At 54.9% G+C, this 20,020-nt stretch carries 19 protein-coding genes; 9 read left to right on the forward strand and 10 right to left on the reverse strand.

Annotated features, from left to right (window positions below; all coding sequences use genetic code 11):
- Positions 1-537, reverse strand: a 537-nt coding sequence (locus H8B02_RS04280) for a hypothetical protein (protein ID WP_229165015.1), incomplete at its 3' end; no start/stop codon positions are given.
- A 752-nt stretch (positions 538-1,289) separates the two neighbouring features.
- Here H8B02_RS04280 and H8B02_RS04285 point away from each other — a divergent pair.
- Entirely contained in the window at positions 1,290-1,847 is a 558-nt protein-coding gene (locus H8B02_RS04285; RefSeq protein ID WP_229165016.1) for a hypothetical protein, read from the forward strand.
- A gap of 182 nt (positions 1,848-2,029) precedes the next feature.
- On the forward strand, positions 2,030-2,290 hold the full coding sequence (locus H8B02_RS04290; protein WP_229165017.1) for a PC4/YdbC family ssDNA-binding protein: 261 nt from the start codon (positions 2,030-2,032) through the stop codon (positions 2,288-2,290).
- A 170-nt stretch (positions 2,291-2,460) separates the two neighbouring features.
- Here the strand turns inward: H8B02_RS04290 and H8B02_RS04295 are convergent, their stop codons facing one another.
- Positions 2,461-2,940: a hypothetical protein gene (locus H8B02_RS04295; RefSeq protein ID WP_229165018.1), complete on the reverse strand. Its 480-nt coding sequence runs from the start codon at positions 2,938-2,940 to the stop codon at positions 2,461-2,463.
- A gap of 744 nt (positions 2,941-3,684) precedes the next feature.
- Here H8B02_RS04295 and H8B02_RS04300 point away from each other — a divergent pair.
- Positions 3,685-4,500: a DUF5131 family protein gene (locus H8B02_RS04300; protein WP_229165019.1), complete on the forward strand. Its 816-nt coding sequence runs from the start codon at positions 3,685-3,687 to the stop codon at positions 4,498-4,500.
- 396 nt (positions 4,501-4,896) lie between these two features.
- Here the strand turns inward: H8B02_RS04300 and H8B02_RS04305 are convergent.
- The 3 genes from H8B02_RS04305 to H8B02_RS04315 all read right to left on the reverse strand — a co-directional run bounded on the left by H8B02_RS04305 (position 4,897) and on the right by H8B02_RS04315 (position 7,471).
- Positions 4,897-5,843 (reverse strand): IS630 family transposase gene (locus H8B02_RS04305; RefSeq protein WP_229165020.1). Its coding sequence is split into 2 segments (ribosomal slippage): positions 4,897-5,504 and positions 5,504-5,843, totalling 948 coding nucleotides; the frame shifts between segments, so codons are not numbered across the junction.
- Positions 5,844-5,913: 70 nt separating this feature from the next.
- A complete protein-coding gene (locus H8B02_RS04310; RefSeq protein WP_229165021.1) occupies positions 5,914-6,900 on the reverse strand; it encodes a hypothetical protein in 987 nt (328 codons plus the stop codon).
- The gene (locus H8B02_RS04315) at positions 6,887-7,471 is read right to left on the reverse strand and encodes a hypothetical protein (RefSeq protein WP_229165022.1); all 585 of its coding nucleotides are present in this window, start codon (positions 7,469-7,471) and stop codon (positions 6,887-6,889) included. Before H8B02_RS04315 ends, H8B02_RS04310 begins: the two co-directional genes overlap by 14 nt.
- A gap of 792 nt (positions 7,472-8,263) precedes the next feature.
- Here H8B02_RS04315 and H8B02_RS04320 point away from each other — a divergent pair.
- Complete coding sequence (locus tag H8B02_RS04320) at positions 8,264-8,509, forward strand: helix-turn-helix domain-containing protein (RefSeq protein WP_229165023.1); 246 nt, start codon at positions 8,264-8,266, stop codon at positions 8,507-8,509.
- Positions 8,510-8,516: 7 nt separating this feature from the next.
- Here H8B02_RS04320 and H8B02_RS04325 read toward each other — a convergent pair whose 3' ends face one another.
- The 5 genes from H8B02_RS04325 to H8B02_RS04345 all read right to left on the reverse strand — a co-directional run bounded on the left by H8B02_RS04325 (position 8,517) and on the right by H8B02_RS04345 (position 14,804).
- The gene (locus H8B02_RS04325) at positions 8,517-8,846 is read right to left on the reverse strand and encodes a DUF3768 domain-containing protein (protein ID WP_229165024.1); all 330 of its coding nucleotides are present in this window, start codon (positions 8,844-8,846) and stop codon (positions 8,517-8,519) included.
- An 86-nt stretch (positions 8,847-8,932) separates the two neighbouring features.
- Positions 8,933-9,799: a hypothetical protein gene (locus H8B02_RS04330; RefSeq protein WP_229165025.1), complete on the reverse strand. Its 867-nt coding sequence runs from the start codon at positions 9,797-9,799 to the stop codon at positions 8,933-8,935.
- A 238-nt stretch (positions 9,800-10,037) separates the two neighbouring features.
- On the reverse strand, positions 10,038-10,937 hold the full coding sequence (locus H8B02_RS04335) for a hypothetical protein (protein WP_229165026.1): 900 nt from the start codon (positions 10,935-10,937) through the stop codon (positions 10,038-10,040).
- Positions 10,938-11,056: 119 nt separating this feature from the next.
- A complete protein-coding gene (locus H8B02_RS04340) occupies positions 11,057-11,632 on the reverse strand; it encodes a tyrosine-type recombinase/integrase (protein WP_229165027.1) in 576 nt (191 codons plus the stop codon).
- 1,144 nt (positions 11,633-12,776) lie between these two features.
- The gene (locus H8B02_RS04345; RefSeq protein ID WP_229165028.1) at positions 12,777-14,804 is read right to left on the reverse strand and encodes a TIR domain-containing protein; all 2,028 of its coding nucleotides are present in this window, start codon (positions 14,802-14,804) and stop codon (positions 12,777-12,779) included.
- A 489-nt stretch (positions 14,805-15,293) separates the two neighbouring features.
- Between H8B02_RS04345 and H8B02_RS04350 the strand changes: the two genes are divergently transcribed.
- The 5 genes from H8B02_RS04350 (at position 15,294) to H8B02_RS04370 (ending at position 19,938) form a co-directional block, all read left to right on the forward strand.
- The gene (locus H8B02_RS04350) at positions 15,294-15,827 is read left to right on the forward strand and encodes a methionyl-tRNA formyltransferase-like protein (RefSeq protein WP_229165029.1); all 534 of its coding nucleotides are present in this window, start codon (positions 15,294-15,296) and stop codon (positions 15,825-15,827) included.
- 101 nt (positions 15,828-15,928) lie between these two features.
- Positions 15,929-16,363: a hypothetical protein gene (locus tag H8B02_RS04355; protein ID WP_229165030.1), complete on the forward strand. Its 435-nt coding sequence runs from the start codon at positions 15,929-15,931 to the stop codon at positions 16,361-16,363.
- 194 nt (positions 16,364-16,557) lie between these two features.
- Entirely contained in the window at positions 16,558-17,568 is a 1,011-nt protein-coding gene (locus tag H8B02_RS04360) for an ABC-three component system protein (protein WP_229165031.1), read from the forward strand.
- On the forward strand, positions 17,553-18,056 hold the full coding sequence (locus tag H8B02_RS04365) for an ABC-three component system middle component 2 (RefSeq protein WP_229165032.1): 504 nt from the start codon (positions 17,553-17,555) through the stop codon (positions 18,054-18,056). The genes H8B02_RS04360 and H8B02_RS04365 overlap by 16 nt, the downstream gene beginning before the upstream one ends.
- A gap of 19 nt (positions 18,057-18,075) precedes the next feature.
- A complete protein-coding gene (locus H8B02_RS04370; RefSeq protein ID WP_229165033.1) occupies positions 18,076-19,938 on the forward strand; it encodes a coiled-coil domain-containing protein in 1,863 nt (620 codons plus the stop codon).
- Positions 19,939-20,020 lie beyond the last annotated feature (82 nt).

The following is a 20,020-nucleotide window of genomic DNA, read 5'->3' on the forward strand; positions in this document are numbered from 1 at the left end:
CACCGAAAACTCAACGCATCGATCATTCTGTCGTGGGCGTTCGGCTACATCAATGTCCTGCTCGAGTTTTCTCCTCTTCTCCCGCCTGCGCTCAGAGATTGGAATAGATCCGATCCTCTGTGACTTATCTCCTCTTTTCTTTGTTGCGCGTCTGTAAGTCTTCTCGATGCCGCCATACTTCTTGATGGTGGATGACATTTCGTCAGGAGCGATCTCTTTCTCTTCCAGATAGGCGAGGACTTTCCCCCGCTTCAGCGCCAACTTTCGATCGCTATCGCTTTTCGCACCTGCGATATACGCCATTATTTCTACAAGCGGATTGGGTGGCTTTGCGCGACGTTTTGTTCTTACCCCCGCCTCCTGATAGAAAGCGGCAAGTTGACGAGAGTCAGATTGTAACCGCAGAAAAATTCGATATGCGCTAACCATCAGCTCAACCAGCCGCTGTCGATGTCCCTTTCTTTCCTGATCGTAGGCGTCCCGCGCGGCCGTCAACATCGCGACCAGATTAACTTTTGACTTCTTTCGACCCATCATTGGATTCTCCTCGGTTGGTGAGGAGGCAGTCATATTCGGTGCGCTGTCGCCCACGATTGTCAATCGCTGAAAATTTTGACAACTCCGTCAAATGCTCGGCTACGAAGAACGCTAGTTTGGGCAAGTGCTGCAGTTTGTCATGGGTAGTTGTCAGCGAGGCTCATCGCAAACTCAGTAGTTGTAAATAAGCGTAGTCGATACTGCCGTCGAGTCCCGGTGCATCCGGGCAGGACTTAGAATCGTTACGAACGCTATGGCCGATCGCTTGCTCTCTGCAGTTACCCGCGAGCAATACCGGTCAAACGAAATCGATCATGCGCGTATGTAGGACGGTAGCTGCTTCGCAGACTCTTCGGCGCATCGCGATCAGGGCATTTTGGAGACTACGATAAACGTTACTACGCCTCTGTCGCACGCTAATTTTCTTGTAGAAAATCAGAGTTCTCCGTAGCCGCAACGCACGCTGCGTGCACGCTTCTTATGCCTGTGCCGCGCACGGACTGTACCGATATTCAAGCGACAACTATGATGGGTGGATTAGCCATAATCGTAGGGTCGCAGATATAGCGTCACCAATGAAGCTTTTCCAAGCTTCATATGAACTATCTATGTCTTCTTATCTCTACTCATTTCTATCCCCTGATACATGCATCAAATAAGCAGATATGGAATCTCCAATATAGACAGTAGCGCATTCGCGCTTCCTGAGAATTGTAAATCAACGCTGTCCACTCTCATCAAGAGGTTCAGCGATGAAGTATTTTCTCGGACGCAGTCTGCTGCCATCGCAGATTGAAGCTCTTCATAATTGGGTCGTGCGGAAAGGCCGCTTTCACGAACGAAACTGGCATCTGAACTTTATGTTCAAGCAGCTTCCCGGGAAGGAAAAAGCAATAAAGGCAATCATGCGGGATGAAGTCGAGCGGGTGTATTCAATCCTGCTGACTCGGGAGGTAAGGCGGCCGCATTCGCAGCTGGCGGAGCGTCAGATGCCAATCTTCGTAGGTTGTCCCGATCTGCCCGTTCCGAAGCGCGACAAGGTCACCCGTAGGCTTGTCGTTGCCAATGATGGATGGCATTTCAACGGCGTCCTTGTGCTGTCCTCCTTTAGCCGCGGTAAGTTTGATCCGGGCATTGATTTCGAACGGTTGCAGGATCTCTTCTGTCCAGCTGAGCGACCATTGGAGCGCATTTGCGCAACCCGGATCGAGTACGGTTCAATGGTCGACTATTCGATGAAGGCGTTGATAGCGGGGCGTATCGGCTGGGATGACATTTTAATCCTGCCCAAGTCGCAATCGGAGTTTTAGACCGGGCGTAGGAGCGGACGCGCGGGGCTGCCATACCCGTCATCTTGAATGCGAACCATCCTCACCGAAATAGCGAGTTCTCTTAAAGAGAACTCGCGGACGACGCGGTGCGGCAGCTCAACTTGATTGTGTAAATGCTCCTCACCAACGAGCATCACGCTTGCTGCTTTGGAGGACATGGAATGAAGAGGACGTTCAAAGACAAGTTCGAAGGGCTCAACGGCCGGATAGTGGATACTTGGAAGCGGAAAAACGGAGATAGAGTCTTGCTGAGTATTCAGCGATATCACGGCAAAAAGGGAGCAGACTTGCGGATCTGGTGCCGGACCGAGAAGGACTTCCACCCGTCGAAGAGGGGCCTCAGAATCTATTGCAACGAGCTGCAAAGCCTATTCGCGGCGGTCGCAAGATTGCGCGAATTGGCTGATGACGACGAATTCTAGGCGGCCCCCACGTATGTGGATCCCTTCGTTTGGCTTGGTACGGATTCCCTAGGAGCTCCACATTGACCAGCCTCGCGCAGCTCGTGATGGCGTCATCGGCTTTCCGAAACGACGTCATGTTCGTCCGGCTCGATTTCCTGATGGCACAAGTTTTCCGCCGACGTGATTCCTCACTGGTTTGACCGCAAGCCCAGACCATGCCCAGGTAAAATGAAGGCACGATCTAAAGGGCGACGAGGCGAAGCCCGTTTCGGTCGGGTTTTGCTCGCCATATCAGCGGTTCCCGCAATTCCGCCGTTTGCTTGGAAAAACTTGGGTAGCTCATCAGGATCGATTTTGCTTGCGACGGCGAATTCCAGTGCCCGAGTCCATCGGCTCCGCATACGAACGTCTGGCTGTACGCACGTTGCGTCAATGATGATCCGTAATGGATGCCAGCCTGCTCGTACTGGCGTCATGAGCACGCTTGGAGAGATTTCACTGAGGCGTGGCAGCAGGTTTTCGTCTGAGAAATAGTCATAGGCGCGCAGTACCGACCGTAGGTACCGATAGTCGGCAAACCGGCGTTTACTCTTTGACGCTCGGCGGGCTGCGTTTCGAACCTTTGCGATTCGCTCGACAATTTTCTGCTCCGACGTTTTGAACTTCATCCGCACAACTCCTGAGGCGATGCTCTAAATTAGCGTCGAGCGTATCGCTTTCGCCTAGGGTTCCGGAGACAGTCTCACAAAAGCGAAGATCCTCCGGCGATGAGTGCGGCGATACATGAGGCGAAAAACCAGAGAGATTCGTTGGTCGGCGGCTAATCGAACGCGTGATGAGAAATGCCGCGGATTTCAGCTGCGGAGTTGCCCGGATCAAACGCATTGTGCTCGGTTTCGGCTGGTTGCCCGCAAGGGAAAGGAGAGGATGCTCAGCCCACGTTTCAAGCAATCCGCTTGGTATCCTCGAATTCCCCGCGTGGAACGTCGTCGGGTCTCTGTCATCCCGGTGCACGGCCCTGTGCAACAATACCCGCCCCTGACAAGGTCCGGGGCCTCGTTGAGCGAAATAGAAGCTCAGGCGTATGCTGAGGCGAAGTTTCAAGCGAACTTCGCCGGAAATTGTATCGCAAACTGCTTCTTCTTGAAAGTCAGAGAAACAGTAGTTTCTCAGCTGAGCGCGAGACGTTTTCGAACAAGCGGGAATGGCAAAGCCTCCCGTGGATACTCTGCGCACCGATCGTCGACAAGCCCGCATGCGCCACTCTCTATCAGATTGGTTTCCGCAGAGACCTCGCTGGCCCGATGAATGGGCGCGTTTAGCACCATCGGTGGTGGAAATGAAACTTGTAAAGAGCCCGACCGTGACCGGTGTCTCGGGCAGAGCGATGCTCTGAACTTTGGAGATTTGTGATGGGTGAAAATTCGAAAATAGAGTGGTGCGATCACACATTCAATCCGTGGATTGGCTGCCAAAAAGTCTCGCCAGGATGTGACCATTGTTACGCTGAAGCAATGATGGATCACCGATATAGAAAGGTTCGATGGGGCGCGCACGGCGAGCGCAAACGGACGTCAGAACAAAATTGGAAAAAGCCTGTCCAGTGGAATGCGCAAGCCCGCACGTTTAGAAAGGAGCACGGCCGTCCACCGCGAGTATTCTGCGCTTCGCTCGCCGACGTCTTTGACAATCAGGTTGATTCTTCTTGGCGTAACGACTTGTTCGCCTTGATCCGCAAATGCAATAAATTGGATTGGCTGGTGCTTACGAAAAGACCAGAGAATATAGAAAAAATGCTGCCGTCCGATTGGCGCCATGGGTATTCCAACGTGTGGCTCGGAACAACGGCCGAAGATCAGGCACGGTTTGATTCTCGGTGGAAGCGTCTAAAGAGGGTGCCTGCCGTTATTCGCTTCATTTCCTATGAGCCTGCGCTTGGGCCTGTGCGGTTGCCGTCCAGCGGATCTTTGCCGGATTGGCTGATATCTGGGGGAGAAAGCGGTGCGCACGCCCGTACATTGAGGCCGCAATGGGTTCGCGATGTTATCGCCGATTGTCGCCGCTTTGATGTTGCGGCATTTCACAAGCAGTGGGGATCGTATCATAGTAACCCGCTTGTGGTGGAGGACGGCATGACAGCTCGCGAAGCCCGAGAAATCGATGCAGAAGGAAAAGGCGGCGGTTTGGTCGATGGCAAACTCGTTCGTGAATTCCCAGATCCGAATTGAACCCGATTAGTCCTTAGCCGCTCGTCACGTGACGGTCTGTCGCCCGGCAAGGGCTCGCAAACCGCAACTGATAAGGAAAGTTGTCTTTTCTTATCAGTTCGGCAGCCTTTGCTTGGATAGAATTCGGCGTTTTTTCAGATCATGAATTTGGCCGGGCCGCGCAACTGAAAGGCGGAGCACCGTTAGACTGCTTCGCCTTTCACTGCACTCGCGGCTATCTAATCATCCGCGGGAGGGCGCGCAGCTCTTGATGACTTCCTGGATTTGCGGTGCGTACAGCGGAATCTTGATGAAGAGTTCGCCTTTGTCCGTTGGGATCGATGCGAAGATTCGCCAAGAAGTCTCGTCCGACAACGAAGCGCCAATAACTTCGCTTATACTTAGAGCATTTTCCGATCACGTTGCGTCGTAACCAGCTGCGACGAGATAATTTTGACATTCCTCGGGGGAGAAGCGTTTGAGAGCGTTGGCGATTGCTTGCCAGAGATCGGGCATGGTGCGCGCTGCCGCGGCCCGCAACAGCGCCTTCAATTTGGAGAAGGCCATTTCGATCGGGTTGAAGTCTGGACTGTAGGGCGGGAGATAGAGAAGGCTTGCTCCGACCGCCTGGATGGCCTCTCGAATGCCATGGACCCTGTGAGCGGGCAAGTTGTCCATGATAACGGTATCGCCCGGCCGCAGCGATGGGGCGAGCGATTGTTCGACGTAGGCCAGGAAAGCGTCGCCATCCATTGGACCGTCCAGAACAAGCGGCGCGATCAGACCGTCGGAGCGCAATCCAGCGGTGAATGTCGTCGTCTTCCAATGTCCGTGTGGGACAGCTGCACGACATCGCTCGCCGCGCGGCGAGCGCCCGTAAAGCCGCGCCATTTTGGTGTTGGCGCTGGTTTCGTCGATGAAGACGAGGCGGTCAGGATCAAGATCGATTTGCCCTTTGAACCACTCCTCACGAGCGGCATTTATATCGCCGCGCCGTTGCTCGGCGGCGTGCGCTGTCTTTTTTTAAGTGTGATCTTTCTGCGCTGGAAGAAACGCCAGAGCGACGCGATGCCGGCCGATATTCCGCGATGTTTCAACAGCTCGCGTAACTCGGCGAGCGTGATATCCGGATTCGCTGTCACCGCGTCCAAAATCAATTGTGCATGTGCTTCGATGCGCTGCGATTTGCGGTCACCGCCCTGGCGTTTAGGAACGATACCGCCAACTTCCTTGAGGCGACTGCGCCAGCGAATCGCGCTGGCCGCGCTGACACCAAAGCGCTCGGCAGCCTGTCGACAGGACAAGCCGCCGTCGATCGCGGCTACCACCCTTTGGCGAAGATCAACCGAAAGCGCCCTGGTCATGCATGCTGACCTCCTTCGCCAGCATGCAGCTTGAATCTGACTCGCGCCGTTTTGGGAATCCCCACCCGATTCATTCCGGTCGGAAAATGCTTAGCTCATTCCGGAAGCCGTTCGCTGGCAAGAACCAGCCTGGGGTCGGGGCGTCATCATTGACGCGGACTTGGCCAATGACCGCGTTGTCCGGCCTTCCGCCCAAGGTTGGCAGCTCCACGGTGGGTTTGCCGGCTTCATCGACGATCAATGCGGTAATAGAGAGACGCGAGGCGGCACAGACGATCTTCACTTCTGCGATGACGCCGGACCCGCCTTGCCTCGAAAACGCCGTCAGAGTCCGCTTGTCGTTCATTTGGTCGAGCTTGGAAGAGACGGACCATTCGGTTTCATGCTTGTTTGCATACTCGGGACCCTTCGTTGCCGCGATTTGGCGCAATTCCTCTAACCGCGCTTGCGCGGCTTTCTGGCTGGCCGCCGCTTGGTCGATCAGAACTTGCTTCTTTGTCAGTTCAATCGCTTCGAGGCGAAGGCGATCCTCGGTCTTCTTGTTGTCTAGTCTCCGCAGCTCGTCCTGTTTTGCCGCAATCTCGGTCTGAAGCGTCTGGTCCGCTTGATCGAGCAGAGCTTTCAAGGTTGGCCGCTCCTCCGCCATGGTCAACATCAGAAAGTTTTCGGACGATTTGTCCGTTCTGGTGGTGTCGATCCGCGTCGAGCCGATGCACCGGAGCTGGAATTGCCGTTGTTGTGGCCTTTCGCTGGTCGGAGCCCAGTGGCCGTCGGAATCGGAATGTGCGAGGTCGAAACAATCGGCATTCAGATTGGGGATGAGAATCCGCTTGACCGCAGCCAGAGCGTGAGCGTTCGTGGCGGCCAGCTTCTGCAGGCAAACTCGAAGGTTGGCCTCTGCTTTCGCCGCCGTTTCGTTGTCGATTTCCGAGGTGAATTGAGGCGCACGGGCTTCGGGAGGAAGGTGGCCAATAATCCACTGCTTGCCCGAATGATCCGGATCTAAATCGTCGATTGATTTCCAGTAGCCGGTCTCGACTTCGTCATGCGAGAACAACGGGTGGTTCAAAGATAGCGTCGGATGAGGCGAGGGTACCAATCACAGTCCTTGATCGGATCCGGACTGATGGACCGAGATAGAACGGCTCTGCGGTCTGAGTTGACGCTGACCGAGAATTGTCGGCTTCCCTGACGATCCCATTCGATGGTGGCGGCGAAGTGCCTCCGGTATCGGCCTTTGACTCGACAGTCGTCTGGTCGACTGGCGGAATCTGCCTGGTGAATGATCTGGCATCGACGGCCGCAAAGCGGAGATGGCCTCGCCCATTCTGATCGAAACTGGCAGACCAGACGTAGCCGCTGCCGCCGTGAATCCAGAAGACCGCCAGGCTATTCTGCGCGGATCGCCGGAAATCTCCGAAAAAGTCGAACGGAATTCGGTCGCGCGGCAGTCGGCCGGCGGCTGCAAGCTGAAGCTCTGGTTCGGTCAGCGGCGTCAGAGTGAGCTCGCCGAACGTTGCAATGACGGCCTTGGCGGCCGTGGCAGGATCGGTCGCGCGCCGGACGTCGGCCGGCCCGTACTTGGCCGCGAGGCGCACAATCTCGGCTTCAGCGTCGGGTTCGCTCAAGAAGCCAGGCTTCAAGAACCGATTGATGTAAACCGCCGTGCCGTCTGCTGCATGGAGGATCGAGGTTGCGGCCGTAACTGGCTCCTTCGGGCCGGGTTCTCGCTTGGCCTTTTGGCACCAGGTAAATCCTGGGAACGCATTGCTGTCTTGGCAGTCGTACTGAGCATAAGCCGAGCTTTGGAACGCGACTTTCGTGCCTAGCGCAAGGCCGTCGACGGCATAGGCGGAGGGCTTGGGGAGGGGAACGAGGCCTTCCGGTGGTGGCGAACCGTTGGCCGATCGGCAACGGTTGCGGATTTCGGCAAGCCTCGGATCAGTCGGCTGCAGGTTTGGGATGATCAGGGAAAGGCTGGAGCCGCTGCTCTGGAGCGCTTTGTCGATGCAGACGAGCTCGGTCGTTGGTAGCCGCTCCCGACGGGATTGATTGGCCCCTGGCCGATGACCGAATTTATGGTCCGGTCGAACCGACGAACGAGGTCAGGCGGCAATTGTGCATGCGCGGTAGCCGGCGGAACGGCTAAAGCCAGGGCAAAAAGTCCAAATAGCCTACGGAGGAAAACTCGAGAATTCACAGACATCGATACGCCTTTCTAAATACATCACCGTGCCGCAATGCAGGATTGGAGGGTGGTGCCACTTGGAATGTTCGGACAACCCTTCGACAGCGTCCGATGTGGAAAGCGAAACGGCGTGAAGCGCAGTCGGGAATATCTAATTTTCGGATATTATCCGTTTTTTAGATTATCCGGAAGCGGGATTATCTGTTCGCCCCACTGTTCGGTGGGCGGACCCATGTCACGTACCTTGCAGTCGACGCGGCACGACGCGCTTCGGCTGTTTCTGATTGAAAAGAGAAAGAAGGCCGGCCTCACGCAGGCCGCTGTTGCCGCGAAGCTAAAGCGGTACCAGTCATTTGTTGCCTCGATTGAGACCGGCCAGAGGAAGGTAGACGTTGTGCAATTGATTGCTCTTGCCGAAGCAATTGGTTTCGATCCTCGGGAAGCCATCAAGCGCATGATGGCGAACAAGGACGATTGATTCAGTACTAGTACTCTTCAGCCAACATTAACGTGATCACGCGCTCCGTGACCGTCGGGTCCGCTGGATTGGGCGAGTGTCCGGTCATTGACAGGTTGTAGTAGTCAATCTTGAAAAAGACTCTGGCTCCTTCGAAATCAAAGGCGCCAAAATCATGCTCACTGTGCGGGTCATTTTCGGTACAGAAGTCGTCGAATACGGCGATGGTCTGGACCAGCCGCAGGACTGCTTCAGCGCCGAGCGAGGCAATCCCGGCCGTCATGACGGCGCCTCCACCTAGCAGATGGCGGCGTAGGTCATCATTGAGCGCGCGAATCCGCGCCTTGTCGTTAGACATGGCTTGCTCCTATCAGATGCAAGATTTTGGGATGTGAGATGAAAGAATGGCGTGGCCGAAGCCGCGCCATTGGAGAGCGATCTAGTTCAAAGTTTCGTGGCCGACGGACTTAGAAGTGCAACGGCTCGGTGGTGCCTGTAGAACCGCGGTACTTTCGGATAGTCACGGTAGCGGAGGGTTAGGAGGTCATCTTTCCGCTCCACGACGACCGCCTCTGCCCAGCCGTGCTCCTGGGATTCCTGGGCGACCACGAGATGCCCGGGTCCGATGGTCTCCCAGCTTTCGGGAGGTCCCTTCTGAGCCGGCAAGGGCCCGTCCACCTTGCCACACGGCACAGCGTCCGCCTCCACCGCTATCCACGAGACGAGCTCGCTGTAGAGGGCTTGGCGGATCTCGGGCACGGCGCCGCGGCCGGCCAGCGGAAGTTTGCCAACGGGAAGCGGCTGGACCCAGCTGATCAGATCGGCGGACCGCATTTCATAGAGACACAAGTTCATTTCCGCCGCGGCACTGACCAGCTGATCCTCGTTCCGGCTCAGGTACCTCGCGCCCCGCGGTTTGAGGCGCTCGTCAAAGCCGAGAATGACATAGACTTTGGCACTCGTTCTTGTCGCCTCGGCTGTCACCTTTGGGCCCGCTTTTGTATTGGCGGTTCGTGCAGTCGGCGAGACCGCAGTTGCGAGCTCATCGTACAGCTCGCGTTTGATGAACGGCAGGAAGGCCTTGCCCTGAGCATGAAGGCGGCCAACCGGGATCTTGGAGGCGATCTCGATTAGCTTGGGCCGATTGACGTTGCAGACCGCCAGCTTCAACACCAGTGCGGCTTTCCTCGCCAGGTTGGCGTGTTTCCCTGGAAATCGGCCGGCCTTCGGCTTACCGGCCGGATCCAGGCCGTAGACAATGACCGTGGGGCTCAAAGGGGCGGACGGTTTGGAAGATTTAGGCTTGGTCATCAGGGCCTCCCTCAAAAGCAGAAGGGCCCCGATTAGGGGCCCTTGCTGCGACGACCGATCCATTCTGGCTCCGGGAAGGCCCGGACAATCTAGGTTTTGGCATCTGTCTGTCTCCTCGTTCTGAAGATCACGAGACATAAATATTCAGTCTCGCAGAAGTATATTCTGTCAATTTTGCGAAAATATCAATCAAATCAATACTTTATTTTAGTCTATATAACTTCTATTTATACAATAATTACTTCATCTTTAAGGCATTTCTGCCGCAAATACTATAGACATTACACGAATTGTGCTCGCAAGACTTACGATCATCAATATTGTTGCCGTTGCAGATGTTTAGGCCGCTGCCGGCGCAGTACTGCCAAAGCGCATGTTGAATAAAACGCGGAAAATTCGCGGGAAAGCTGGCATCGAATTGCCGCGCGTCGATCTCGGCCGCGACGCGCCGCAAGATATCGGCGCAGCCGTTCTCGCCGTAGCAGCGTTGGCCGTAACCGTGGCTCGCGCCAAACCTTGCCAGGATCCCGGTGCGGACGAGCAGATGATGGACAAGGCGGTCGATGACGACCATCTGGCTGCCGACATCAAACCAGTCGGGCCGGCGTTTTCGGTCGGCCATCAGCACCGATGAAAGCGTCATGGTGAGGACCTTGTCCGATACGCCGAATACCTGGCGCATCGGTCCGATCAGCGACTCTTGTGCGGACAAATTGCCAAGGTCGGTCGCGGTTGCGAGCTGGTCATCGATCCACCCGAAGAGATTTGATCCAGCTAGATCTCTGATGAAAAGGAAGAAGCTGAATGCGGTTTGGTTGAGGCGGCCGTTTCTCAAGGGATGAGTAGGGACTGGACACCCGCGAAAGTGACGCCGGTGACTACATGTTCGCTTGGTCTTATCGTACCGGCAGCCCTCGTAAGTCCAGTAGCTCCTCAGGAGCGAACAGGCCGAATCGTGGCCAATCTCAGCATTGATCTGATGCCACGTGATACTGCCGTGAGCCGCAAGATAAGACGCAGCGGCACCGTCGGAGATTCCCTGAAAGTTGAAGGTCTCGACCATCCAGTCGAACAGGGCTGGTGTATCCTTGGATCGGACGATTTGACGTAAGGCGGGATCAGGTGAAGCGACGGTCACTTGGCCTGATCTCGACCATCTGGCGGTCTCTCGTGCGATCGCTTCGACGAGCCTTATCGCGAAAGCAGTGGGGTCCTCGCGCGGCTTGTTCCGCACCAAGACCGGACTCGTCGATTTTCCTAGATCAGGGATACCAGTCTCCTTTGTGCATCACTGTCGCCGTCGATATATCGCTGCGTTGTCTGAATCGAAGAGTGGCCTGCCAGGAGTTGGACATCCCTGAGCGAGCCGCCGGCTTCATGGACCAAACGAGCTGCGCGCGTGATGAAAGTTCGACGTCCGGAATGAGATGAGCAGCCGTCTAGTCCGGTTGCGCGGAACACGCGATTAAACCAGACCACGATGCTTAGCGGCGTCATAGGACCGCCGCGCTCGGATCGAATGACCGGTCCTTCACCCTGCGATCTCTTGCGCCAAACGATCAGCGCCTTACGCAAGTCGCTTTGAATCGGGACGCGGCGACCATGTCTTTTCTTCGCGATGGCGTCTCGTAGCTCGATCGTTGCGCCGATGTCACCATCGGCGGTCTCGACCATATCCCAAGTCAACTTGGCGATTTCAGCCGCGCGCAAGCCAGCCTTCAGCGACAATAAGACGATAACGCGATTTCTATCCGGGTGTCTCGTCGTTTCGGCGAAGAGAACTAAGTCTCGCGCCGCTTGAGCAGAGAGAATTTTGGCTTGCTTGCCTGCCATCTCGATCAAACCGACTGACGAGATTCTAATCGCTCAGCCTTTCAATGCAACAAAATATAATCTTATCAGTTCAGCTTCGATTTGCGGATGCATTCACGAAGCTGCCAGTCGCGTCGATTGCCGGATCGAATCCGACTGGTAGTCCTCTTCGCCTTGCAAGAGTCTGGCTTCCTATTGTCTGAAGACATTGGAAGGAAAACATGGCTCTGCTTCGGTCCTGAGGCTAAGCACCTGGACGAGGGGCTGGCCGAAGACAAATTGCAAGAACTCGCGGGGCATCGGATTGAACTCAAGCTGAAGAGATCGGAAATGTCGCGTTCAATCGAGTTGTCCAAGCTCTATCGTGCCAATCTTGATATGAGCGTCGTGGAGAGCAGCTGGAGTGGAGTAGGAGCGATCATTGACTATATAGTAGGAGGCGCTCTACGCTTAGTGGGTCCCGAATTCGAGCGTGGCTTGATAGTCGAGCACCTCGATCGGTCCACATCAGAGGAAAAGTGTTACGTGTGGTTCTCGCTAGGCGACAAGACTCAAAAAGAGCCGTTCATGGTGGACCTCGCACAGCCAATAATCAAAGAGAGCGGACACTGGTTATTTCCGATATGCGCTCCGGTCCCACCATCATTGCACGAACGATCCTTCGCAACCTTCTTGGGAGTTCCTCTGAATTAATCCGAGCGTAATGGTGCGTTGTCTTCGAAATAACCTGCCATCGGAAAATCGTGATAAGCGATCCGCTCGCCATTTCTGTGGGCGGGCGGATCGTCATCTGCGGTCATTATAGGCTAATCGACCTGAATACATGATCGCCGGCTCTAACACGGTTCGGCTGCCGACTCTTCAGTCAAAACTGCAGAAACCCTTAAGCTGCTTTTCTCTCTATATCAGTAGCTCGTTAATGGTCCCAGTCTCAGAGACACAGCCAGAGCTACGAGATTCGCTGGGCGTCGCTGCCCACACCCGCGTCTTGCGGCTTCAACTTTCCGACGACGGTCCAAGAGCCGGCAGAGATCAGCCTTCGACACCGATAAGGGAGAAAATCGGTGTCGCTTATGCACTAACGAAGCGTATCGGCTTTACTTAGCCGGGCGCCGGAGCCGATGAGAAATGTGTTGAATGCAAGAGAGAGCATAGCATGGCACATTCATGCAAAGATCGACCGCAGTGGGTGTGGAAGCAGGTGTACCCGATCTTGGTTCATGAGGAGGGCAACGACTCTGCGGGCTCGCGACAGAGCGACGTAAAGGTCAGTTACGAAGCTTGAGTTGTAGTCGCTGAACAGAAGGAGGGCGCCATCAGCCTCAAGGCCCTTGAATGAGGCGACGTTCATGATCCGAATCTTGTCTTTGCCGAGTGCGCCGGGCTCTTGCGTAAACTGAAAACAACGGGGCTTCGGTAGTTTTTCAGCCCAATCATCCTTCGCAAAAAATAACGCAATTTCATAGGGTTTTGGCTTCGGTTCTCTTTGACTGAACCGAAGGCGCAGTTTTCCTGACTCAACAGACCAGCCCGCGTGACCAGCCGCGGTCATCATCCGATGCTGATATTTTCCTGTCGCGATGGGGATATTGATCTGCCTTGCGAGACGGCAGACGAGGCTCACATCCGCAGCGTTTGGATGTGGCTCGTCACTCAGATCTGCCAAATTTCTTTGCAGTGATCGTTCTGACTGTTCAGCAACCGTCTCTCCCCGGGCCGGATAGACACTACCAGCATCGAGCAAATAGCGTCGGACGCTATCTTGCCATGCCTCGGTGAGACGTACTGGCACGGTTAAGTTTCGGAACGGCGAGGTCTGTAGATCCCGTGGCCCTCCGACCAGCGCGACCATTCCTGTATCGTAACCGGCCTGGAGGATTCGTCCCATTACATTTGCTGTAGCTCCGCGCTCTTCGCCGCTACGAAACCCATGAGCGAGAACCATTCCGTGGTTCTGCAGTCGAATCTCAGGCTCCGGACTCTGGGGTCGGAAGACCCTCAGCACTTTATAGATTTCGGCAGCGTTGCGGCAGTTTCTGGAGAGGTCAATGACGGGATTGTCGACCGAATAGCGTGACCTGTATGGCAATAGCGCTTGATGATCATCGTGGAAAACGTAGAGAATACTGCGTTCGTGATTTTCCAGCGCAGCATCGAGAAGAGGCCACCATTCCTCGCGGAAATCTTGCCCCTCGTCGACGATAATGGCGGCGTACGTGATGCCTTGATGCACGATTTCGTCGAATGCTCGGAAAAGGGTTTCGGTGTCGGGTTCCTGGTAGTGCGTCCACGACAGGGGGGCTTCGTCCATATAAGGCACGAAGCGAGCCACCCAATCTTGAAACGAGGTCACGTCGACATCTGTTCCCAATACTAACGTGCGTAGATGCTCCGCTAACGTCGGGTTATGGCACATCAAGAGTGTCTTGACGCCGCCGCGCGCGAGACGGATTGCTTTCTCGGTTGCGACAAGTGTCTTGCCTGACCCTGCACAGCCAGAAATTCGAACCCGATTGATCAATCGGAGTTGATTGATAGCGCGATATTGTTCCGACGTAAGCTCTTCAATGGCTCGGTTCAGCTGGGCCATCCGTCTGCGGATGCTTTCGGAGAATTTCCGACTATTGTTGTCGGCCGGTGACTCAACCGTGACCGGTTCTTTCTTCGCCTTTAGCGGGGAAGAGCTTGTCTGTGTTAGCTTGGTTTTGGACTTGCTGCGCGACGAAGGTGAAGTTTTTGGAGGGAAGGGGGGACGATCTTTCGGCTTTGATCTGTAAGTTGGATCCAGGGCCCGCATGATGCGATCCATCAAACGATTTTCGGCCTCGTCTTCATCACAGTTTGTCAAGTCGGCGCATTGAATTGGGCCCAATATGCCAGCGTCCGTCAACGAACCGATCCGAACGGGAATGATACGATCTTCGCGCGACGCGGGGTCTTGCGCATATCGCGCTGTCCATTCACCTAGCGTGAAGGCCGATCCGAAGTAATGATCTGAAAGAACCGCGATTGTTCGTTGACAGGTACGGTGCGCACGATCCATGTGCTCAACGAAATTGCCTCGGAAATCCCAATCTTGAAAGTAGACTTTGTAGCCGTGTTCTTCAATGACGTAGGCGATCCATTTCGCGCTTTCCCGGTCGGCGCGGTTGAAGCTGATAAAGAAATCTCGAAGCTCCCTGGGCTCGACCATTCGGTGTTCCTACCAACAAACGATCAAACCTAAACCATTCACGACGGTTGATCCAGCTTAGCCGGTGGCCGCGATCGTGACAGGGGAAAAACCAAGATCTGGCATAGCTTATGACCAATTACGCGCCGTTCATCCCGTTGATGCGCGCACTGATAAGGTTTTCGCAGAAAGCTTATCAGTGGAGGCGGCGGAGTTGATTTGCGTTACATTTGAGTGACGCATATCCGGACGGAAACGGTAGGCGATTTGGCGGCGCAGCCCGTTAGTTTTGAGTGGGATCGGCTCGAGCGGCAGGCCGAGCGAAAATTGGCCGCTAGTGATGTTGTGAGTGTATTTGAGTTCAAGCCCCCCACGAACGTAAGTTCCGCGAACGCTGGCGTGTCTTAAGCGACGAGTTGGGCTGCGTCTTTTTTCGCGCCGCGTTCGATGATCGCGAGCGCTCCGTGGTTGAAATGCCAGGGCAGGATAATGCAGAGGGTGCCGCTTTTCATGGATGAACTATCGCGCTTACTGGGTCGGGTGACAGCCGGCATTAGACCAGAGTATATCCGCTTGCCCATCGATGGTGGGCCGGCCGTCTATCGTGAGCGCGTTTATTGTTATGAGCTCTACCATCAAATGCGGTTGGAATGGCCTGACGATGGACCGTTTCGATTGAATGGCGAAGTCGATAAGGCGGGCCACCCTCGTCTCGGCCCGCTGGGCGCAAGCCGATATAAGCCCGACTTATTGGTCCATGGCCCAGGGAATATGGGATTCAATCACGCGGTTATTGAAGTCAAATCAATGATGGCGAACGCTACTGGAATTAAAAAGGATCTCAATACACTCCGACTTTTTCGCCGCGTGGTCGGCTACGAGCGGTCAATCTCCTTGATCTACGGAGAGCCGCCGATGGATCGGGTCATTGAGCGCGTCAACAATGCGGCAGTGGGATTACCGGAATTGCCGCACATCGAGGTGTGGGTGCATTGCGGCCTTGGCGAACCAGCAGAGCACTTGTTTAGTCTAGGGCGTCCGTAGCGTGAGGCTCTCGGCGTGACGATCAGGTGTGGCGTCGCAGTGGGTGGTCTGCGAGCTGGCGCGAGTGGGGCGCGGCGGTTGGCGGCGCGGCAGCGGAGGGCGTGAACAAGGTCGTCTCCGCGATCCAAAGCCTGATCGGCTTCTTCGGTTCGGCCATCGACAAGGGCATGAGTCTTGGCAGCGCAATCAAGGGCATCTTTACCGGCGGCGGCAAGAGCCCGGTGAATGCGAGCCCGGCCCCGATTGCCGGTGCTCGCGCCTTGGGTGGTCCCGTGACCTTTGGCAAACCGTACCTTGTCGGCGAACGTGGCCCCGAGCTTTTTGTGCCCGGCATCTCTGGCCGCATCGAGTCCAACGACAAGCTGCGGCGCCTGACCTCGGATGGCGCGTCGGCTGTTGCGAGTTCTAGCGAGGGCAGCACGGCCGACGGCCCGACCACGATCACTAATAACTGGACGATCAACGGAGCCAATGATCCGCGGGCAGTAGCAAGCCAAGTCGATCGCCAATTCGGTGAGTTGATTCGGCGGCTCTAGTCTGAGCAGCGGGAGCTCCTGAGCGATTAGGGTCATCGCCGGTCGCGCCGACTATATGATGATGCATCCTCCGCGCAATCGCATCTTCGGGACGCAAATCCCCAGACAATTGAACAAGGATGTTGCCTCAGAGCGGGAAAAAACCTAGACAAAACAACCCTCGATTGCTTCGTTCGATTTCAGAGCAACGCATTATGCCCTATCGACCGCCCCGTTACGATCGCCTCATTCTTGCGCTCGACGACGATGAGCTTGAGACGTTTGTCACAGAGTGGGCCAAGAAGAAGCCGGAATATCTGTCTGTGCAGTTATTCAGAGGCACCGGCGATATGGGGCGTGATGTCGTTGGCTTCCATACAAAGGAGCGCCACGAAGGATCCTGGCACAACTACCAATGCAAGCAGTATGGAAAGACCCTCCAAACAGGAGTGGGCCTGAATGAAATAGGAAAGCTACTTTATTATAGCTTCAAGGGCGAGTTCACACGTCCAACCGCCTATTTCTTCGTAGCACCGCGGGGGGTGAATCGAAACCTGAAGAAGCTCATCGCTAATCCCAACCTGTTCCGCGATGAACTGTTCGCAACGTGGGACGAACATTGCGCCACGAAGATTATCGACAAGAAAACGATCCCACTCGATGCTGACTTGAAGGCGTTCATCGAGGAGTGGGACTTTTCTTGTATCACCGCGATTTCGCTCGATGAAATTCTCGCCGATCCCGTGATCAGACCTGCGCTATACGTATATTTTGGCGCCGATCCCGGCCCACCGCCGGCTGGGCAAGTACCGGTAACAATCGAGTCTCGCGAGATGCCTTACATTGGCGAACTACTCGCAGCATACGGCGAACGTGAAGCGACCGTATTTGCGGATTACGCTAGCCTGAAGGCGCACGCTAGTCATGATGAGCACCTGATGCTCCAACGGGAACGCTTCTTCGATGCCGACGCGTTTACGCGCTTCTACCGCGACAACACGATGGATGAGGAAATTAAGTTACTTAGGCGAGAAGTCCGGCATGGGGTAATCGATGTGCACCGTGCTCATCATCAAGATTCACTAGCTCGTGCGAATGCCGTCATGGTTCAAGCAGCAAACCTCCAACCTTCGGGCGCTTTGGCCAAGTATGCTGGCCCTCCAGTAAGGCAAGGCATTTGCCATCAATTCGTAAACGAAGGTGAGATCAAATGGCTGAAATCGTGAGCGATGACGGACGCCGAGAGGTCACGCTTTTCAACAGCCCTCTGGAAACGGGGATTCGGGCAACTGTAGTGCTCGACGCTCTCTATCCAAAGGCATTCGACCTCGCGCATCTGACCTGGTTTGACCATCTTGTTGTTCACACGCAAGACATTGGCGGACCAGCGAGCTTACACCCTGATATTCCTCAGCGTACAGGTGAACTCCTGATACGGCGGCGAATTGTTGAAGATGGTTTGAAACTGATGCGGCAACTACACCTAATTGACGCGTCAACGACCCCGCAGGGCATAGTTTATCAAGCGCGCGAGGAAGCTACAGCAATTATTGACTCGATGAGGTCAACATATGCGCGCGCTCTTAAAGATCGAGCAAAATGGCTTGCCGAGTATTTATCCTCAGTTCCCGATGGGGCTGTTCGCGACTTGATCATCGAGCGCATCGGTCGTTGGACCGTGGAATTTCAACACCAGAACCCCTCCCCGAATTGACTTCAGGGTTGCACTTGCCGTGACATATCAAAACCTGACCCTCAATGAACTACTGTTCACAGGCACCGACACGTCTTCGGTCAGCTGGACATTGCAGCCGGGCCTCAATGTGCTCTACGGCGCTTCAAACGCAGGCAAATCGTTTGCGGTCAAGACCATTGATTTTTTGCTGGGTAGTTCACGCCTTCTTCCCGACATTTCTGAAAGGAGGACTTTTGACCGGGCTTGGCTCGCGATCAACGGAGCGGTTAGCGGGGATGTCACACTCATGCGCGCACTCGCCGGCGGAGCACTTGAATTGCATGGTGGAGATATCGATCTCATCAAGCAACGCAAGAGTAATGGCCGCCATCTATCTGCCCGACATGATCATGCGAGCCCTGACAACGTCTCGCAGTTTCTTTTAAATGAGATTGGCTTAGGTTCGAAGTTCATCGCGATTGATGTGAATGGAAAGAAGCGAAGTCTAAGCTTTCGCGATTTGGCGAGATTCTGCATCACCGACGAAACTGCAATTCAGGCAGAAACATCTCCGGCCGAATCCGGACAGTATGCCACCTCTACGGCAGAACGGAGTGTCTTCAAGCTACTGACAACAGGCGCTGACGATAGCGCGATCGTTCCTGTATTGGATCGAAAGTCCTTCCGAACATCCACAGCAGCGAAGTTGGAAGTTGTGGATGAAATGTTGAATGCAGTGAACGAGGAATTGACGGCAGATTATTCCCAGGCCGAGGAATTGCCTGCACAGTACGAACGGATTGAACGTACGTGGGCGGCCGCTCAAGAACAACTGCAACTTGCACAGCAATCAATACGATCGCATTTGGCAAGAAAGCGCGAAATCGCTCAGTCGATTTCACGATTTGAACAACGACGAGAACAAATCGCCATTAATCTTGGCCGTTTCGAGCAACTCGAAGAGGTTTACCGCTCGGATATCGAGCGTCTTGAGGCAGTTGAAGAAGCGGGATTTTTGTTGACCTTGGGAGAAGGCAAGGAGTGCCCGCTCTGTGGAGCTCCAGCAGACGCTCAAAAGCACGTTCACAGCTTACACGATATCCAGAACGCGACCGACGCTGCGAAGATCGAGATCGATAAAATCGATCGTCAGCGGGTTGATCTTGCCGAGACAGTCGCAAATTTGGGCGCAGAGGGCATACGGACACAGGCCAAATTAACTGAGTTGGATAGTGAGCTTCAGGCTACGGAAATGCAGCTGAATCAACTCGCACCGAAAGCCAACCAAGCCGAACAGCAATTGGCTGAGCTAATGTCCGTAAGAGACCAAGTTCGCAATGGCCTAACGCTGCTTGAGCAGCGTAAGAACCTTAGCTTACGGCGAGATGAATTAACCGCACTCAAGCCGACACCTAAAGCCGAGCGACCGCGACTTGGCGTGCCGACGTCGACCTCTCATGATTTCGCACAAGTCGTTAGCCGCGTCTTGGAAGCTTGGCAATTCCCTGGAAATCGTCACGTTTCGTTCGACGACGTTACGTACGATTTACGAATCGACGGCAAAAATCGCCGTGACAACGGCAAGGGCGTTCGAGCGATTACGCACGCCGCCTTCAAGGTTGCCCTATTGTTGTTCTGCCAAGAACGCGATCTTCCTCACCCGGGATTTGTTATTCTTGACACACCCTTACTAACTTATCGAGATCCAATTCATTCCGACGCAGGCGAGCTATCGCAAGACGAACAAGAGCTGGCCAATACTTCACTCAAGGATTTCTTTTACGAACACCTCGCTGAAGCTGGTCCGTCAAAGCAATTTATTGTCGTGGAAAACGTCGATGTCCCGGCATCTATTACTAGCAGCGCAAACATTGAGCGCTTCACGGGAGACTCTACCGCGGGCCGCGCTGGCCTATTCTGATCAATTGCCGCTATTGGACCGACGAGAACGGCATGGCGGCCCAGCGCAATGTCCACTGAACGCACTCCCCGAAAGCCAGAGA

Source organism: Bradyrhizobium altum (assembly GCF_020889705.1).
In the GTDB taxonomy this organism is placed as follows: Bacteria; Pseudomonadota; Alphaproteobacteria; order Rhizobiales; family Xanthobacteraceae; genus Bradyrhizobium; species Bradyrhizobium altum.

Excerpts from the sequence above, each read along its gene's own strand:
- H8B02_RS04285 (WP_229165016.1), top strand. The coding sequence starts at position 1,290 with ATGAAGTATTTTCTCGGACGCAGTCTGCTGCCATCGCAGATTGAAGCT.
- H8B02_RS04290 (WP_229165017.1), top strand. The coding sequence starts at position 2,030 with ATGAAGAGGACGTTCAAAGACAAGTTCGAAGGGCTCAACGGCCGGATA.
- H8B02_RS04295 (WP_229165018.1), bottom strand. The coding sequence starts at position 2,940 with ATGAAGTTCAAAACGTCGGAGCAGAAAATTGTCGAGCGAATCGCAAAG.
- H8B02_RS04300 (WP_229165019.1), top strand. The coding sequence starts at position 3,685 with ATGGGTGAAAATTCGAAAATAGAGTGGTGCGATCACACATTCAATCCG.
- H8B02_RS04320 (WP_229165023.1), top strand. The coding sequence starts at position 8,264 with ATGTCACGTACCTTGCAGTCGACGCGGCACGACGCGCTTCGGCTGTTT.
- H8B02_RS04325 (WP_229165024.1), bottom strand. The coding sequence starts at position 8,846 with ATGTCTAACGACAAGGCGCGGATTCGCGCGCTCAATGATGACCTACGC.
- H8B02_RS04330 (WP_229165025.1), bottom strand. The coding sequence starts at position 9,799 with ATGACCAAGCCTAAATCTTCCAAACCGTCCGCCCCTTTGAGCCCCACG.
- H8B02_RS04340 (WP_229165027.1), bottom strand. The coding sequence starts at position 11,632 with ATGGCAGGCAAGCAAGCCAAAATTCTCTCTGCTCAAGCGGCGCGAGAC.
- H8B02_RS04345 (WP_229165028.1), bottom strand. The coding sequence starts at position 14,804 with ATGGTCGAGCCCAGGGAGCTTCGAGATTTCTTTATCAGCTTCAACCGC.
- H8B02_RS04350 (WP_229165029.1), top strand. The coding sequence starts at position 15,294 with ATGGATGAACTATCGCGCTTACTGGGTCGGGTGACAGCCGGCATTAGA.
- H8B02_RS04360 (WP_229165031.1), top strand. The coding sequence starts at position 16,558 with ATGCCCTATCGACCGCCCCGTTACGATCGCCTCATTCTTGCGCTCGAC.
- H8B02_RS04365 (WP_229165032.1), top strand. The coding sequence starts at position 17,553 with ATGGCTGAAATCGTGAGCGATGACGGACGCCGAGAGGTCACGCTTTTC.